Annotated in this window: 10 protein-coding genes; 6 read left to right on the top strand and 4 right to left on the bottom strand. The window is 61.4% G+C overall.

Annotated elements, in window-relative coordinates; translation table 11 throughout:
• Positions 1-56: 56 nt before the first annotated feature.
• On the top strand, positions 57-1,520 hold the full coding sequence (locus ACQY8Q_RS25385; protein ID WP_428429235.1) for a nucleobase:cation symporter-2 family protein: 1,464 nt from the start codon (positions 57-59) through the stop codon (positions 1,518-1,520).
• Positions 1,521-1,711: 191 nt separating this feature from the next.
• On the top strand, positions 1,712-2,866 hold the full coding sequence (locus tag ACQY8Q_RS25380; RefSeq protein ID WP_428423764.1) for an IS4 family transposase: 1,155 nt from the start codon (positions 1,712-1,714) through the stop codon (positions 2,864-2,866).
• Positions 2,867-2,916: 50 nt separating this feature from the next.
• On the opposite strand, the gene ACQY8Q_RS25375 is transcribed toward ACQY8Q_RS25380, so the two are convergent.
• Together ACQY8Q_RS25375 and ACQY8Q_RS25370 are read right to left on the bottom strand one after the other, a co-directional pair.
• Positions 2,917-5,388, bottom strand: coding sequence for an ATP-dependent helicase (locus tag ACQY8Q_RS25375; protein WP_428429233.1), 2,472 nt, complete (start codon positions 5,386-5,388; stop codon positions 2,917-2,919).
• A gap of 103 nt (positions 5,389-5,491) precedes the next feature.
• Positions 5,492-5,902, bottom strand: coding sequence for a carboxymuconolactone decarboxylase family protein (locus tag ACQY8Q_RS25370; RefSeq protein ID WP_428429232.1), 411 nt, complete (start codon positions 5,900-5,902; stop codon positions 5,492-5,494).
• A 209-nt stretch (positions 5,903-6,111) separates the two neighbouring features.
• Here ACQY8Q_RS25370 and ACQY8Q_RS25365 point away from each other — a divergent pair, with 209 nt between their 5' ends.
• The 4 genes from ACQY8Q_RS25365 (at position 6,112) to ACQY8Q_RS25350 (ending at position 16,013) form a co-directional block, all read left to right on the top strand.
• Positions 6,112-7,347, top strand: coding sequence for an efflux RND transporter periplasmic adaptor subunit (locus ACQY8Q_RS25365; RefSeq protein ID WP_428429231.1), 1,236 nt, complete (start codon positions 6,112-6,114; stop codon positions 7,345-7,347).
• Positions 7,344-10,484 (top strand): efflux RND transporter permease subunit, encoded by a 3,141-nt coding sequence (locus tag ACQY8Q_RS25360; RefSeq protein ID WP_428429230.1) that lies wholly within the window; start codon positions 7,344-7,346, stop codon positions 10,482-10,484. Before ACQY8Q_RS25365 ends, ACQY8Q_RS25360 begins: the two co-directional genes overlap by 4 nt.
• Before the next feature lie 226 nt (positions 10,485-10,710).
• Complete coding sequence (locus ACQY8Q_RS25355) at positions 10,711-12,120, top strand: FAD-binding oxidoreductase (RefSeq protein ID WP_428429229.1); 1,410 nt, start codon at positions 10,711-10,713, stop codon at positions 12,118-12,120.
• Between the two features lie 83 nt (positions 12,121-12,203).
• On the top strand, positions 12,204-16,013 hold the full coding sequence (locus ACQY8Q_RS25350) for an AsmA family protein (RefSeq protein ID WP_428429228.1): 3,810 nt from the start codon (positions 12,204-12,206) through the stop codon (positions 16,011-16,013).
• Between the two features lie 302 nt (positions 16,014-16,315).
• Here the strand turns inward: ACQY8Q_RS25350 and ACQY8Q_RS25345 are convergent, their stop codons facing one another.
• Both ACQY8Q_RS25345 and ACQY8Q_RS25340 read right to left on the bottom strand, forming a co-directional pair.
• Complete coding sequence (locus ACQY8Q_RS25345) at positions 16,316-16,531, bottom strand: ribbon-helix-helix domain-containing protein (protein ID WP_428429227.1); 216 nt, start codon at positions 16,529-16,531, stop codon at positions 16,316-16,318.
• A gap of 102 nt (positions 16,532-16,633) precedes the next feature.
• Complete coding sequence (locus tag ACQY8Q_RS25340; protein ID WP_428429226.1) at positions 16,634-16,837, bottom strand: DUF4169 family protein; 204 nt, start codon at positions 16,835-16,837, stop codon at positions 16,634-16,636.
• Positions 16,838-16,857 lie beyond the last annotated feature (20 nt).

Below are 16,857 nucleotides of genomic sequence, written 5' to 3'. Positions count from 1 at the left end.
AACATGTTCTGGGAGGAGTGGTTTTGCTGCAGAGGAATATTGAGACTGCACCTGTTATGAGGCCGGAAGACGAGCGGCTGGGGGCAGGCGCGACTGTGGTCTATGGCCTGCAGCATGTGCTAACCATGTATGGCGGCATTGTCGCCGTGCCGCTGATCGTCGGTCAGGCAGCCGGTCTTTCACCGGCCGAAATCGGCCTTCTGATCACCGCGTCGCTGTTTGCCGGCGGCCTTGCGACGTTGCTGCAGACGATCGGCGTGCCGTTCTTCGGCTGCCAGCTGCCCTTGGTTCAGGGCGTGTCCTTCGCCAGCGTCGCGACGATCGTTGCGATCTTGAGCGGCGGCGGCGAGGCGGGCGGACTGCCGGCAGTGCTTGGCGCCGTCATGGTGGCGTCGTTTGTCGGCCTGCTGATCACGCCGGTGCTGTCACGGGTGACAAAATTCTTTCCGCCGCTGGTCAACGGTATCGTCATTACCACGATCGGGCTGACGCTGATGCCGGTGGCGGCCAACTGGGCGATGGGTGGCAATCGCAACGCGCCTGATTTCGGCAGCATGTCGAATATCGGCCTTGCGGCGCTGACGCTGATCATCGTGCTGTTGCTCAGCAAACTCGGCAGTGCCTCGATTTCCAGGCTTTCCATCCTGCTGGCGATGATCATCGGCACCATCGCCGCCGTGTTCTTCGGCATGGCTGATTTTTCCAAGGTCGGCGAGGGGCCGTTGATGGCCCTGCCGTCGGTATTTCACTTCGGTCTGCCGGTGTTTCATCTGGCGGCTGTGATCTCGATGCTGATCGTCGTGATGGTCATTCTTGTCGAAACCTCGGCCGATATTCTCGCCGTCGGTGAGATCATCGAGACCAAGGTGGATTCCAAACGGCTCGGCAATGGCTTGCGTGCCGACATGCTGTCGAGCCTGTTCGCACCTGTGTTCGGTTCGTTCACGCAGAGCGCCTTTGCCCAGAATGTCGGTCTGGTGGCGGTGACAGGGGTGAAAAGCCGTTATGTCGTGGCGGCCGGTGGCCTGATCCTGGTGACGCTCGGTCTCTTGCCGGTGATGGGACGGGTGATCGCCGCCATTCCGCCATCGGTTCTCGGCGGCGCCGGCATCGTGTTGTTCGGCACGGTGGCGGCCAGCGGGATACGGTCGCTGTCGAAGGTCGATTACGCCAACAACATGAACCTGATCATCGTTGCCACCTCGCTCGGCTTCGGCATGATCCCGATCGCCGCACCGCAATTCTACCATCAGTTCCCGGCCTGGTTCGAGACGATCTTCCATTCCGGCATCTCGTCCTCGGCGATCATGGCGATCTCGCTCAACCTGCTGTTCAATCATTTCAGGACGGGCAATTCCGACCAGCAGTCGGTGTTCGTGGCGGGAACGGAACGGAGCCTGCGTTATCAGGACATTTCGGAGTTACACGACGGCGACTATTTTCAGGGCGGCAAGCTGTTTGATGCGAAGGGTACCGAGGTGCCGATCACGGCGCAGCCGGGGCGGGTGAGTGGGCATTAGGCGGGGCGGGGCTGATTTGGGGGCCTTGACCGGAAGGGTCGGGTGATTTTGCATTGAGCCCTGCCGATGTGGATCCTCGGGTCAAGCCCACTGCTGTCCGGTTTAAATTTTGTAGACATGGTGCACGGTGTTGATTCTACTCGTATTCAAGCGTTTGGCGACGATCTCGAACACGAAGGAGGAGCAACCCTGTGCGGCATCACAATAGCGTCTTTCATGATCTTTTGAAGCGCGTTCCATGGTCGGCTTTTGACAGGCTTGTGGAGGAACATGGGGCCGACAAACATGTTCGGCGGCTCTCGACGCGGACACAGTTGATCGCCCTTTTGTACGGCCAATTGGCCGGTGCGGTGAGTTTGCGCGAGATCGCCGGCGGTTTGGAAAGTCATGCGGCGCGTCTTTACCATCTCGGTGCGCGTCCGGCCTCGCGCTCGACGCTTGCCGACGCCAATGCGAAGCGTTCAAGCGCGGTGTTTGCCGGCCTGTTTGCTGAACTGGTGGCAAGGGCAGGACGCGGCCTGCGCCGGGCGGCCGGTGAGGCCACCTATCTGATCGACGCGACTGGGGTCCGCCTGAGTGGAGCGGGAAGCGACTGGGCGCGGTTTTCCCATCAGGCCTGCGGTGCCAAGGTCCATATCGTCTATGATGCGCTGGCCGAACGGCCGATCTACGCGGCGGTGACGCCTGCCAATGTCAATGACATCACCGCAGCCAAGGTCATGCCGATCGAAGCGGGCGCCACCTATGTCTTCGATCTCGGCTATTATGATTTCGGCTGGTGGGCCAGAATGGACAAGGCCGGATGCCGGATCGTCACGCGGTTCAAGTCGCATACGCCGCTGGCCGTAACGCGCGAACAACCGCTCAACAGCAACGGCACCATCCTGTCCGACCGCATCGGCCTGTTGCCAGCCCGCCAGGCGAAAAACCGCAAGAACCCGTTTGGCGATCCCGTGCGCGAGATCAGTGTCAGGACACAAACAGGCAAGGTTTTGCGGTTGCTCACCAACGATCTCGATGCGCCAGCGGACGAGATCGCCGATCTCTACAAGCGCCGTTGGGCGATCGAACTGTTCTTCCGCTGGGTCAAGCAGACGCTAAAGATCCGGCATTTTCTCGGCAATAGCGAGAACGCGGTCCGTATCCAGATTGCCGCCGCCCTCATCGCCTATCTGCTGTTGCGCATGGCCCAGGCCGATCAGACAAACGTCCAGAGTCCGCTCGCCTTCGCCCGCCTCGTGCGCGCCAATCTCATGCATCGCCGCCGAACCGACAGCCTCACAAAGCCACCACCCAGCCCATCAAACGACACAGGACAGATGACCTTGAGCGGGTTGGGATTTTAAACCGGACAGCAGTGGGACAAGCCCGAGGATCCACTCCCAAACCTACCCGGTCACACCTTCTCCACAAACCCGTCGAGCACGCGCTTCTGTCCCGCCCGGTCAAAGTCGATCGTCAGCTTGTTGCCCTCGATCCCGGCAATATTTCCGTTTCCGAATTTGATATGAAACACCCGGTCGCCGACGGTGAATTTCGAGGGTTCGTCGATCTTGGACTTGGCGATCAGTTCGCCGTCGATGGTGCGGGCCTTGGGGCCTGATTCGCCGTAGCCGATGCGCTCGATCGAGACGCCGGAGCGGTTGCCCCAGTTGTCGCGGGTGGCGTCGGTCTTGTTGGCCTGGGCGCGTTTCCAGCCGGGGGTGGAATAGGTATTGGCGAACGGCTCCTGCTTGTCGAAGCGTGACTGGCCGTAGCCGCCGCGATTGTAGCCGCCATAGGATTGTTCGGCTTCCGAGACTTCGACATGGGCGGTGGGCAGTTCGTCGAGGAAGCGTGAGGGCAGGGTCGACTGCCAAAGGCCGTGGATGCGGCGGTTGGAGACGAACCAGATGTGGCAGCGGCGTTTTGCCCGTGTCAAACCGACATAGGCAAGCCGCCGTTCTTCCTCGAGCCCCGAACGGCCGCCCTCGTCGAGCGCCCGCTGGTGCGGAAACAGCCCTTCCTCCCAGCCGGGCAGGAAGACGGTCTCGAATTCGAGGCCCTTGGCCGAATGCAGCGTCATGATCGAGACGGCGTCAAGCTCGGCATTCTGCTCGACATCCATCACCAGCGCGATGTGTTCGAGGAAGCCGCGCATGCTCTCGAACTGTTCCATCGAGCGGATCAGTTCCTTCAGGTTTTCCAGCCGGCCCGGCGCTTCGGCTGATTTGTCGTTCTTCCACATGTCCGTATAGCCGGACTCTTCGATAATGGTCTCGGCAAGCTCGGTATGCGGTGTGTTTTCGAGTAGCCCCTGCCAGCGCTGGAACATCGAGACGACATCGAACAGCGACTTGCGCGGTTTTGGCTTCATCTCGTCGGTTTCGATGATATCGGCCGAGGCTGCCAGCATCGGGATATCGCGCTTTCGGGCATAGTCGTGCAGGGCGCGCACTGTGGTGTCACCAAGGCCACGCTTCGGCGTATTGACGATGCGCTCGAAGGCGAGGTCGTCGGCCGGCTGGCAGACGAGGCGGAAATAGGCCAGCGCGTCGCGGACTTCCAAGCGCTCGTAGAAGCGCGGGCCGCCGATGACGCGGTAATTGAGGCCGAGCGTGACGAACCGGTCTTCGAACTCGCGCATCTGGAAGGAGGCGCGCACCAGGATCGCCATATTGTTCAGCGGATGCTGGGTGCGCTGCAGCTGTTCGATCTCTTCGCCGACGGCGCGGGCTTCCTCTTCCGAATCCCAGGCGGCGTGCACCTGCACCTTGTCGTCGTTGGGATCGACGCGGTCGGTGAACAGCGTCTTGCCGAGACGGCCCTCGTTATGGGCGATGAGATGGCCGGCAGCACCAAGGATATGCTCGGTGGAGCGGTAGTTGCGTTCGAGCTTGATCACCTTGGCGCCGGGAAAATCCTTCTCGAAGCGCAGGATGTTGTCGACCTCGGCGCCGCGCCAGCCGTAGATCGACTGGTCGTCGTCGCCGACGCAGCAGACATTCTGCAGCACGCCCTTCGGCCGCTGGGCAAGCAGGCGCAACCACATGTACTGAGCGGTGTTGGTGTCCTGGTATTCGTCGACGAGGATGAAGCGGAATTTGTCGTGGTATTCGCGCAGGACATCCGGATTGACGCGAAACATGCGGATCGGGTGCAAGAGCAGATCGCCAAAATCGCAGGCATTCAGCGTCATCAGCCGGGCCTGATAGGCGGCATAGAGTTCGCGGCCCTTGCCATTGGCAAAGGCACGGGCGTCACCCTCGGGAATTTCGGCGGGGCCAAGGCCCTTGTTCTTCCAGCCGTCGATCATCTGGGCGAACTGCTTGGCCGGCCAGCGCTTGTCGTCGATGCCATCGGCCTGGATCAGCTGCTTGACGAGGCGCACCACGTCGTCGGTGTCGAGAATGGTGAAGGAGGATTTCAACCCGACCAGTTCGGCATGGCGGCGCAGGAGCTTGACGCCGATCGAGTGGAATGTGCCCATCCATGGCATGCCTTCGACGGCGCCGCCGACGAGAACACCGACGCGCTCCTTCATCTCGCGGGCCGCCTTATTGGTAAAGGTCACGGCGAGTATCTGCGAAGGAAAGGCGCGGCCTGACGCCAGGATATGGGCGATGCGGGTGGTGAGCACGCGGGTCTTGCCGGTACCGGCGCCGGCGAGCACCAGAACCGGGCCATCGAGCGCTTCCACGGCTTCGCGCTGCTCCGGGTTGAGGCCGGAGAGATAGTCGGGAATACGGTGCTGGTCGCGGGCTGCCATGGCGCGCGCAGCGATGCCGCCGGTGGGCGCAGGCGGTGCCGGCTGCGGGCTCAGACCACGCTGCGGGCGCGGTGCCGGTTCCTCATCGAAGAACGGAATATCGTCAAAACCATTGCTCATGCGGCTCAATGTAGTGATTCGGAGCCGAAAGGCCAGAATTCCGTTCTGCTTTTATTCCAGAATGTCCAGCTTGCTTGTGGAGACAACCGCTTTTTAGCCCCGATCAGGGCCGATGATCGGCATCGAAGACTGGATCGACGGGAAGCTGCAGGGCTGTCGCCAGCTGGTTGGTCTTGGCGGCAAGCGCGATGACGCGCAGCAGGTCGGCATGCTGTTCAGCCGTCATGCCCTTGGCTTTGGCGGCTGCCGTATGCGAATGCGCACAATAGCCGCAGCCGTTGGTAACGGAAACGGCGATATACAGCATTTCCTTGACGAGCGGATCGAGCGCCGACGGCGTCGCCATCACCGCTTTGACCTCGGCCCAGGTCGTTTCGAGCAGATCGGCATCAAAGGCGAGATAGTGCCACATATTGTTGATGAAGTCGGATTTGCGCGTCGCGCGGATGTCGTCGAAGACGGCTTTGACGCGGGGATTGCTTTCCGGGTCCGGGTGTTTTGCGATAGTGCTCATGGGGTCCTCCGATCCGCTGAAGCTATGGGCAGCACAGCATCTTGTCGAGCGCCGGGAGGGGCTCGCGGGACCCAAAAGGGCTTTTGTTACAATTGCGTAATGAAGGCATTCTAGCATTGCCTGCAGTGCAGCAAAAAGGGATAGTTGCCGCAATAACGGGGTTCGCGCGCCAGAGTGGCCGAAACCCGCTGATTCAATTGGAGTTTTGCATGCGGCTTTGGAAGCAGCTTTTGATCTGCCTGGTCATTCTTGCCGTCGGCCTTGGTGTCTGGGTTCGCTTCGTGCCGGGTGCCAGTGCGGTGCTGGCCAAAGTCGGTGTACCGGAGCAGCTGCTGGCCTTTGCCTCAAAACCGGCGGATGCCGCCAAGCAGGGTGAAGCACAAGGGCAGGGCGGCCAGACCCAGGGCGCCCAAACCCAAGGCGGACGTGGCCAAGGTGGCGGTGCGCCGCTTGTCGTCACGCAGCCAGCTGACACCGCTGTTGTCAACGACCGGCTGAATGCCATCGGTACCGGCGAAGCCATCCTGTCGGTCAGCGTCACGCCGCTTGCGACCGGTAATCTGACGGAAATTCTGGTGAAATCCGGCGACCGCATCGAGAAGGGGCAGGTCATCGCCAAGCTCGACAGCGACGAGCAGAAGATTGCTGCTGCACAGGCCAAGGTCGCTCTCGACAGTGCCCGCGAAAAAGTCGAGCGCAATCGCAAGCTCGGCAATGCCGTCTCGGTCGCCATCCTGCGGGAAGCCGAATTTGCCATGCAGGCCGCCGAGCTGGCGCTGCAGACGGCGGAACTGGACCTGAAACGCCGTGATATCGCCGCTCCATCCGGCGGTATTGTCGGCATCATCACCGCCCATCCGGGGGACTACGTCACCACTTCGACGCCAATCGCCGTGGTTGACGATCGCTCGCAGATTCTTGTCGATTTCTGGGTGCCGGAGCGGTTTTCCACCAAGGTTTCGGTCGGTCAGGATATTTCAGCCACCGCCATCGCGCTGCCGACTTCGGAGCTTTCCGGCGTCATCGATGCCATCGACAACCGTGTGGACCAGGCCAGCCGGACGCTGCGGGTCCGAGCGCGGATCGACAATCCAGACGATACCCTGCGGGCCGGCATGTCGTTTTCCGTTTCCGTGCGCTTCCCCGGTGACACCTATCCGACGGTGAACCCGCTGGCGATCCAGTGGAGCGCCGACGGCTCGTTCGTCTGGCGTGTTGAAAATGAGAAGTCACAACGGGTTCCGGTCAAGATCATCCAGCGCAATTCAGACAAGGTGCTGGTCGACGCAAAGCTCGCCAAGGGCGATGCCGTGGTAATCGAGGGCGTGCAGCGGCTGCGTGATGGCGGGGCCGTCCGCCTTGCTGGAGAAACGGGCAAAGAAAAGAAAAAGCCGCAGCAGGCCGATCAGGAACAGAAGGTTTCCGAAGCGGAGGCGGCGAAATGAGCGGCGGTTCCGGGCATCATGGTGTCGGCCGCACCGCCGGTTTTACCGCACTTTTCATCCGCCGGCCGATCTTTGCGCTTGTCGTCAATACGCTGATCATCGTCGCGGGTCTTGCCGCGCTGAACGGTATCGAGATACGCGAATTGCCGCAGGTGGATCAGCCGGTGGTCTCGGTCAACACCCAGTTTGACGGTGCTTCGCCGGAAACGGTGGACCGCGAACTGACCTCGGTGATCGAGGGCGCCGTCTCGCGCGTGCAGGGTATCAAGGACATTTCCTCGACCTCGCAATATGCCCAGAGCCGCGTGACGCTGCAGTTTTCCGATACGACCGATATCGGTCAGGCTTCCAACGATATCCGCGATGCGCTCGGCCGGGTGAGCAACCAGTTGCCGGAGGACGCCGACGAGCCGCGCATCGTCAAGGCCGATGCCGACAGCCAGCCGATCATGCGCCTGGCATTGACGTCGGACACGTTGTCGATGGAAGACCTGACGCTTCTGGCCGAAAACGAGATCACCGACCGTCTGGCCGCCGTCGAGGGTGTCGCCGACGTGCAAATCAACGGCGATCAGGAAAAGATTTTCCGCATCGACATCAACCAGTCGAAGTTGGCCAGCCGTGGCCTGACGGTCGCCAATCTGCGCTCAGGCCTTGCCAGCGCATCGCTCGATGTGCCGGCGGGGTCGCTCACCAGTGCCAACCAAGACATTTCGGTGCGTGCCACCGCCGACCTGCAGACGCCGGAACAGTTTGAAAACCTTATCCTCGGCAACAATGTCCGTCTCGGCGATATCGCCACGGTGACGCTCGGCCCGGATATCGGAACGTCGTCGCTCCGCTCGGACGGCCGTCAGGGCATCGGCCTTGGCATCATCCGCCAGGCGCAGTCCAATACGCTGGATATTTCCGAGGGCGTGAAGAAGGCCGTGACCACCATTGCCGAAATCCTGCCGGCGGGAACGCAGCTCAAGGTCACCAGCGATGACGCCGTGTTCATCGAAGGCGCAATCCACGAAGTTGAGATCGCGCTGGTCGCGTCGGTGATCATCGTGACTTTGGTCATCTACATGTTCCTGCTCGACTGGCGGGCGACGCTCATTCCAACGCTGACCATGCCGATCGCCCTGATCGGCACATGTGCTGCAATCTATCTGGCCGGTTTTTCGATCAACATTCTGACGCTTCTCGCCATCGTTCTGGCAACGGGTCTGGTGGTTGACGACGCAATCGTGGTGCTCGAAAACATCGTGCGGCGGCGAGGCGAGGGCATGGGGCCGCGTGCTGCCGCCGTGCACGGTACGCTCGAAGTGTTCTTCGCCGTCATCGCCACCACGGCGACGCTTGCGGCCGTGTTTGTGCCGCTGTCATTCCTGCCGGGACAGACAGGCGGCCTGTTCCGCGAGTTCGGCTTCGTGCTGGCCTTTGCCATTCTCCTGTCCGCCTTCGTGTCGCTGACGCTGTGCCCGATGCTGGCATCGCGGATGCTGAAGCCGCATGCCGAAAACCGTGGCCATACTGGCTTCATGGGCCGGATCGGCGCCTTCGCGGCCGCATTCTACAAGCGTACACTGCGGGCCTGCCTCAATTCACCGCTGATCGTCTTCATGGTCGCCATCATGGTGACGGCTGCCGGGGGCGGCGCCTTCACGCTGCTCAAATCCGAGCTGACGCCGACCGAGGACCGGTCCCGCATCATGGTGCGGATCCAGGCGCCACAGGGCGTGTCGCTGGAATATACCCAGGCCCAGATGCGCCGGGTCGAGGACGGCCTGAAGCCGTTGGTCGACAAGGGAGAGATTGCCAATGTCTTTTCCGTCTCCGGTCAGGGCGGATCGGTGAATACCGGCTTCATGGTTCTGACGCTGGCGCCCTGGGGCGACCGTGATCGCACGCAGCAGCAGATTTCGGCCGATATCACCAAGATAACCGCCAATATTCCCTCGATCCGCGCCTTCCCGATCCAGCCGAACAGCCTTGGCATCCGTGGTGCCGGCAACGGCTTGCAGGTGGCGCTGGTTGGCAACGACTATGCCAAACTCGGCGATGCCGCCGCCAAGCTGGTGCGGCAGATGGAGGACAGCGGCCGCTTCGAAAACGTCCGGCTGAATTATGAGGCTAATCAGGCGCAGCTGTCGGTGACCATCGACCGCGAAAGGGCATCCGATCTCGGCATCGATATTGTCGGCCTGTCGGCGGCGCTGCAGGCCATGCTCGATGGCAACAGCGTGCTCGACGTCTATGTCGATGGCGAATCCTATCCGGTCAAGCTGTTGTCGACGACCAATCCGGTCAACGATCCGACCGACCTGCAGAACATCTTCCTGAAGACCGGCGACGGCAAGATCGTGCCGATGTCGACCATTGCCACGGTCGAGGAAAAAGCCGTTGCGCCGCAATTGTCGCGCGAGCAGCAGCTTCGCTCGGTATCGCTATCGGCGGGACTGACCTCCGGTATCGCGCTTGGCGATGCGCTGACCATGGTCGAGCAGATGGCCGAACCGTTGTTGCCGCCGGGCTCGCGTGTCGTGCCGCTGGCGGAAGCCGCGACCCTGGACGAAAATGCCAATGGCATGTTCGTGACCTTCGGCTTTGCGCTCGTCATCATCTTCCTGGTGTTGGCTGCGCAGTTCGAAAGCCTGATCAGCGGCCTGATCATCATGTCGACCGTGCCGCTGGGCCTTGCCTGCGCCGTGTTCGCCATGCTGCTCACCGGAAATACGCTGAACATCTACAGCCAGATCGGGCTGGTGCTGCTGGTCGGCATCATGGCGAAGAACGGCATTCTGATCGTCGAATTTGCCAACCAGCTGCGTGACCGTGGCGAGGATCTGCGCTCGGCAATCGAGAATGCAGCCAATATCCGGCTGCGGCCGGTGATGATGACGATGATCGCCACCATTGTCGGCGCCGTGCCGCTGGTCCTGGCAAGCGGCGCCGGTGCCGAGGCACGTATCGCCCTTGGCTGGGTGCTGGTCGGTGGTCTCGGGCTTGCAACCGTCGTGACGCTCTACCTGACGCCCGTCGCCTATCTGGTCATTGGCCGCTTTACCAAACCGCATGTGGATGAGGAGCGGCGGCTGCAGACCGAGATGCAGCATGCCGAGACGTTGCAACTGCCGCAAGCTGCGGAATAGGCGTTCGGCGGCTGAGCAAGTGTTCGCCGCCACTTTCTCTGTCGTTCCCGCTGCCGCTGCATAGGCTATTTCTTCCCTGTGTCCGGACTGTCTCACTTCGTCGCAATTCTTTGCTAAACCCGTTAGGGAACGGATGAGGTTCTGGACAAAGTGATTCCGATTTGCACAGTAGCGCGTTGAAATCTAAGAATTTCCGCGATGTTGAGCAGTCGCTCGGGGAAGAGATATGGCGCTGAAGGCGATCAAGGCGGGTATCCGCAACGAAACCGGTATCAAAGCGGCTTTGCGGTTGATGAGCGCGCGGTTCGGTGATCGTTTCCAGACTGGACACGCCATTCGCGCCCAACATGCCCATACGACCACGTATATTCCGGCACAGCTCCCTGACGGCGTGGTTTTTCCGGAGAGTTCGGGCGAGGTTGAAGAGATCGTCGCCATTGCCAGCGAACACGGCGTCCCGCTAATCGCCTTTGGCACCGGCTCGTCGCTGGAAGGCCATGTCAACGCGCCGCATGGCGGCATCAGCGTCGATATGAGCCGGATGGACAAGGTGCTGCAGGTCAATGCCAGTGACTTCGACTGCACGGTGCAGCCGGGGATCACACGGGAAGCGTTGAACGTCTATCTGCGCGATACCGGCCTGTTTTTTCCGATCGATCCCGGCGCCAATGCCTCGATCGGCGGTATGGCATCCACACGGGCTTCGGGCACCAATGCCGTGCGCTACGGCACGATGAAAGACAATGTGCTGGCGGTGACTGCCGTCACGGCCGGCGCCAAGGAAATCCGCACGGCGCATCGTGCGAAGAAATCGTCGGCCGGTTATGATCTCACCCGTCTGTTCGTCGGGGCTGAAGGCACGCTCGGCATCCTGACATCGATCACGCTCAAGCTGCAGGGCATTCCAGAACTGATCGCCGGCGGCGTGTGCTCGTTTCCCTCGGTTGGGGATGCCTGCAACACGGTGATCCTGACGATCCAGTCGGGCATACCGGTGGCGCGTATCGAACTGCTCGATGCCGTGCAGATGAAGGCGAGTAATGCCTATTCAGGACTGACCTTTCCGGAAGCACCGACATTGTTCGTCGAGTTCCATGGAAATGCCGAGAGCGTCGCCTTGCAATCCAAGCAGTTTGCCGAGATCGCGGCAGAGTTCGGCAGTTCGCAATTCCAGTGGACCGCCAATACCGAGGAGCGCAACGCCTTGTGGAAGGCGCGGCACAATGCCTATTGGGCGCAGAAGAGTCTCGCGCCAGGACTGGCAATCCTGTCCACCGATGTCTGCGTGCCGATCTCGCGGCTTGCAGACTGCGTCGAGGCGACCCACGAGGATATTGCCGCCCACGGCCTGATCGCGCCGATCGTCGGGCATGCCGGTGACGGCAATTTCCATGTCGGCTTGCTCTTCGACGACAAGGACGACGCCGATATTGCCAAGGCGGAAGCCTTTGTCGCGCGGCTCAACAGGCGGGCGCTGGATATGGACGGAACCTGCACCGGCGAGCACGGTATCGGTCAGGGCAAGATGCCGTTTCTTCAGGATGAACTCGGCGATGCGCTGGATCTGATGCGGCAGGTGAAGCGGGCGCTCGATCCCGGCAATATCTTCAATCCCGGCAAGATTTTTGCCATGTGAAAATGCTGGGTGGATGGTAAGGAGTGGTAGACGCCCAAAAGGGCGCTATCTTCGGCGGTCGAATGGGATAGGGCTTTCAACTGGTGCTTTCGCGAATTCTGGTTTTTGTTGGTGGTCTTTTGGTTGTGGCGTTGTTTGCCGCGCTGATTGCTCCGCTGTTCGTGGACTGGACCGACTTCCGTAAGGATTTTGAACGCGAGGCAACCCGGATCATGGGCAAGCCCGTGGTCGTTCACGGTAGCGTCGATGCCCGCCTCATTCCCTTTCCGTCAGTCACCCTCAATGATGTGCGTGTCGGCCAGTCCGAAACAGGCGAACCGCTGATCCAGGTCGAGCGTTTCTCGATGGATGCCGAGCTTGCGCCGTTTCTCTCCGGCGAAGCATTGATCTTCGACATGCGGCTGGAAAAACCCAAGGCGAAAATCCGCCTATTGCCGGATGGTACGCTCGATTGGGCGCGCGGACGCAAGGCTTCTATCCCCGCCAAAACCGTGATCCTTGAAAATGTCGCCATCACCGGTGGCCAGATCGATTTCATCGATGAGCAGACGGGCCGGACCCGGCGCGTCACCGGACTTGAAGCTGACCTCTCGGCCCGCTCGCTGGCCGGTCCGTGGAAGGTGGAAGGCCGTGCGGCGCTTGACGGCGAAGCGGGCAGCTTTGCCTTTTCGAGCAGCGAGGCCGACGACACCGGCTCGCTCGGTCTTCGCTCGCGGCTGACGCCCGACAAACGGCCGTTTGGCGTCGAGCTCGACGGTGACCTGAAGATCGTCGATTTCAAGCCGGTCTATCAGGGTAAGTTCACCTTGACGGAAAACAAGCCGGCGGAAGCGCAGAAGACCCAGGACAAGTCAGCCGCATTGCGGGTGACCGGCGGTTTCGAGCTGACCAATGAACGCATTCGCGTGCCTGATTACCGGCTGGAAATCGGCCCCAAGGACGATCCGTATCTGGTGACGGGCGAGGCGACGCTCGATACCGGCAAGGAGCAGGAATTCCTGCTTCTGGCCGATGGCCAGCAGATCGATGTCAGCCGCATCGGCAATGCGGGCGCTGCCGGCAAGACCGGCCGCGACCCGGCTATATCCGTGCGGCAGAGACTTGCGGCGATCATGGCGATCGCAGCCGATATTCCGATCCCTCAGGTGCCGGGACGGGCGAGCCTCAAACTGCCGGCCATCGTCATCGGCGATACGACCGTGCGTGACGTGCGTCTTGATCTGCGGCCCGACGGGGCAGGCTGGATGGTCGACAATGCCGTTGGTCAACTGCCCGGCCGCACGCAATTCGAGGCCAAGGGGCGGCTGCAGCTGACAGGCGTGCGCGCCTTTCGCGGCGAGATGCTGGTCGCGTCCAACCAGCCTTCGGGGCTGGCAACCTGGCTTGCAGGCTCTGTCGATCCAGCAATCCGCAAATTGAAGACGGCGGGGTTTTCGGCGACGGTGAACCTCACCGATACCTTGCAGCAGTTCGAGCGGCTCGAGGTGGCAGCGGGGCCTGCTGTCCTGCGCGGCCGTATCGAGCGGCAGGCACCGGAGGGTGCGCCACCGAACCTGTCCTTGCAGCTCAACGGCAACAGCATCGATCTTGAAGCGCTGCAGGCGCTGGCCGGTCTGGTGGCCGGCGACGCCTCCACCGCGACGCTGCTGTCGCACACGATCGCGGCGGACCTTTCGGCCGACACGTTCTCCGCTTTCGGCGAGGATGCCAGCGACGTGCAGCTGGTAGCGACACTGAAGAACGGCCAGTTACAGGCCGAACGCGTGTCGATCGGCGATATTGCAGGCACGCAGCTTGCGTTGTCGGGCCGGATGAGCGGCGAAATGACCGCGCCGGTGATTTCCGCCAAGATGAAGCTGGCATCGCCGGACCTGACCCCGTTCCTGAAGATGATCGAGCGCCATGCCGAAGTGCATCCGGCGTTGGAGCGGCTGGTGAAGAGCGGCCCCTATTACAGCAATGCGGCATTGGACCTGACGCTCTCTGCCGGCAGCCAGGATGGCAAGGCGCCGGTGACGTTCGGCATTATCGGCTCGGCCAATGGCACCAAGATCGCCGCCAACTATCAGGCACCCGATATCGCGCAGGCGCTTTCCGGACAGGGCATTCTTTTGGAAGCCACGATGGAAAACCCGTCGACGCCGGTACTGCTCGGCCAGGTTGGTTTTGATCCCCTGCCGTTCGATGCGGATGAGAATGCCATCCTGTCGATAAAGCTGCAGGGCGGTGATGGCCAGAAAGCCAATGCCGGGCTAACGTTCACGACGGCGCGGACGTCATTGTCGGCCAACGGCGACATCGACCTGTCGCGCGATAATTTTCTGTCCGGTCAATCGAAAATTTCTCTCGAAAGCCAGGATTTCGAGCCGTTCCTGCTGCTGCAGGGGGTTGGTCTGCCGCAGATGGGCACCGGCCTGCCGCTGGCGCTGAAGGCGGATATCGCAACGACGGCCGATGCGGTGACCCTGTCGGCGATCGATGGCAAGGCGGATGGCAACGCATTTTCCGGTACGTTTGCGATCGACCGGAAAACGCCGGGCAAGGCGACCGGCCAGATTGCGCTCGACACGCTGGATATGGCTTGGGTGGGCGAGGGTATCCTTGGCACCGTGCAGGATACGGCAAGCGGCGATCTGTCAGATCTGCCCGTGGTCCAACCGGCCTGGAGCGGGCTTGACGTGGCCGTCGATATCTCCGCCAAACGATTCTGGCCGGGTGTCTACGGGGCTGTTTCCGACATGTCCGGCAAACTCGCCTGGAAGGGCGACCAGATTTCGATCGATACGATTGCCGGTAGCTGGCTGGGCGGCAAGATCGATGGCCGCTTGCTGCTCGGTAACGGCGACGGCTCCGGCTTCTTCCAGACGCGGCTTAACCTCAAGGATGGCGATCTCGCCGCAGCCGTGTGGAAAACCGGTGGTGCGGCTGTTGCCGAGGGGAAATTCGATCTGACGCTGGCGCTCGAGGCCTCCGGCAAGACCGCACGGGCCATGGCGGAATCGGCGAGCGGGTCGGGAAGTGCAACGCTGCGCGACACGATCGTCCATGGTCTGAACAGCGCCGCGCTCTCGGATATCATGGCAGCGGCAGATAGGATCGAGGGTGATATTACGCCGGCTTCGGTAACGCCGCTGGCCGAGAAGGCCGTGCTTTCAGGGCAGACGGCTTTGGGCACGGTGACGGTGCCGTTCAATGTTGCAGGTGGCACCTTGCGGGCCCAAAATGTCACGGCGGGTGATGCCACAGCCGGGCTGTCGGGAAATCTGGAAGTCAGCTTTCCCGACGAACGGATGACGGCCGGGCTCACGGTCGATTTCCGCCCCGGCGAGGACGCGCTCACCGGCGCGGAGGCGCAGGTGAGCCTTGACTATGCCGGGATCCTGCCTTCGCCGGGCATTACGTTTGATGCCACCGATCTGTCGAATTTCCTGTCGCTCCGGGCTTTCGAACGCGAGCGCCGCCGTGTCGAGACGCTGCAGGCAAACGTGCTTGAAAAGCAGCGGCTGCGCCGTGAAGTGGCACTCTACAAGGCCAATGCGGTGGAGCGCGAGGCGGCACGGCTTCGGGCTGTCGAAGAGCAGCGCCGGCGCGAACTGGCTGCCAAGGAGGCGGTGAGGCAAAAGGCAGAGGCTGATGCAAAGGTACTCGCTGAAAAGACGGCAGCACAGGAAGCGGCAGCCGCCAAGGCCGCCGAAGCGGCCGCTCGAAAAGCCGAGGAACAGAAAAGCCAAAATCTGCTGCCGTTCGATCCGACCGGTGGTGTGATCAGGGGCGAGGAACTCACTCCACCGCAGGGCGGCACGCAACAGCAACCAGCCGGGCAGCAGCCGGTCATCCAGACCCCGCAGCAGGGGCTGAATTTTGAAGCATTGCCGGGCGTACGACCGCAATAGGCTTTTTAGTAAGCTGCTGATTACCTCTGAATTGCATTGTCTGGTGAAAGCGGCACTCCACTTTCCGTCGTCCTCGCCCTGGTGGCGGGATCCAGCGACCCGACGTCTGTCGGGTCAAAAGGCCCTTTCAGCCCAAGGACTTGGGCTGGTTGGATCGCCGTGACGAGCACAGGGATGATGGGAGATTTGACAACCGCACAGTTTCCAAATGATCGACCAGCTGCTCAGAAAATGACTTTCTCGTCAGCTTGTTAAACGCCACGGATAAGCAAAGGCGGTACTCGATGGGTCCGAGGAGGGTCTCAGGTCTTGCTGGCTTTGATCCAGGTCAGAACGTAGACCCTGAGCGCCGAGGAGAGATTGCTGTCGGCTGGCCGCCCGTCGTCGATTTCGGCAATGAGCTGCGCCAGCGCGATCTGGCGGTAATCGGCGATCGCTTTCAGCTCCTGCCAGAATGGTTCCTCCAGCGAAAAACTGGTGCGGTGGCCATGCAGCGTCGCCGAATGCTTGCGGATCACAATGCGCCTCAGAAAATGAATCACCTGTGTCTGAAAGTGATTCCGGAAGTCTGGCTTATCTGTTGATTTTAAATTGAATTATTGGCTTTGCAGATGGGGCTGCTAGTTCCCATCTTCCGGCTCAGCCGACGTCTCGCGCTTTCCCTGGTCCAGCGCTTTGCTGGCCTTGTCGTTGAGCGTTCGGGTGAGCTGTTTTTCGGCTTTTGTCCGCCCGAAGGAAATGCGGTTCTGGTCTGCCGTGCTGTCTTTCTCCGTCCGCGCCTTCTGCTTGCGGAACTGACGGAGATTGACGACGTCGCCGGTCATGATGTGCCTGTCTGCGGTTG

Source organism: Pararhizobium sp., from assembly GCF_965279435.1.
Classification (GTDB): Bacteria; Pseudomonadota; Alphaproteobacteria; order Rhizobiales; family Rhizobiaceae; genus Pararhizobium.
The sequence above is the reverse complement of the archived record's forward strand: the minus strand, read 5'-3'. Positions and strand labels throughout refer to the sequence as shown.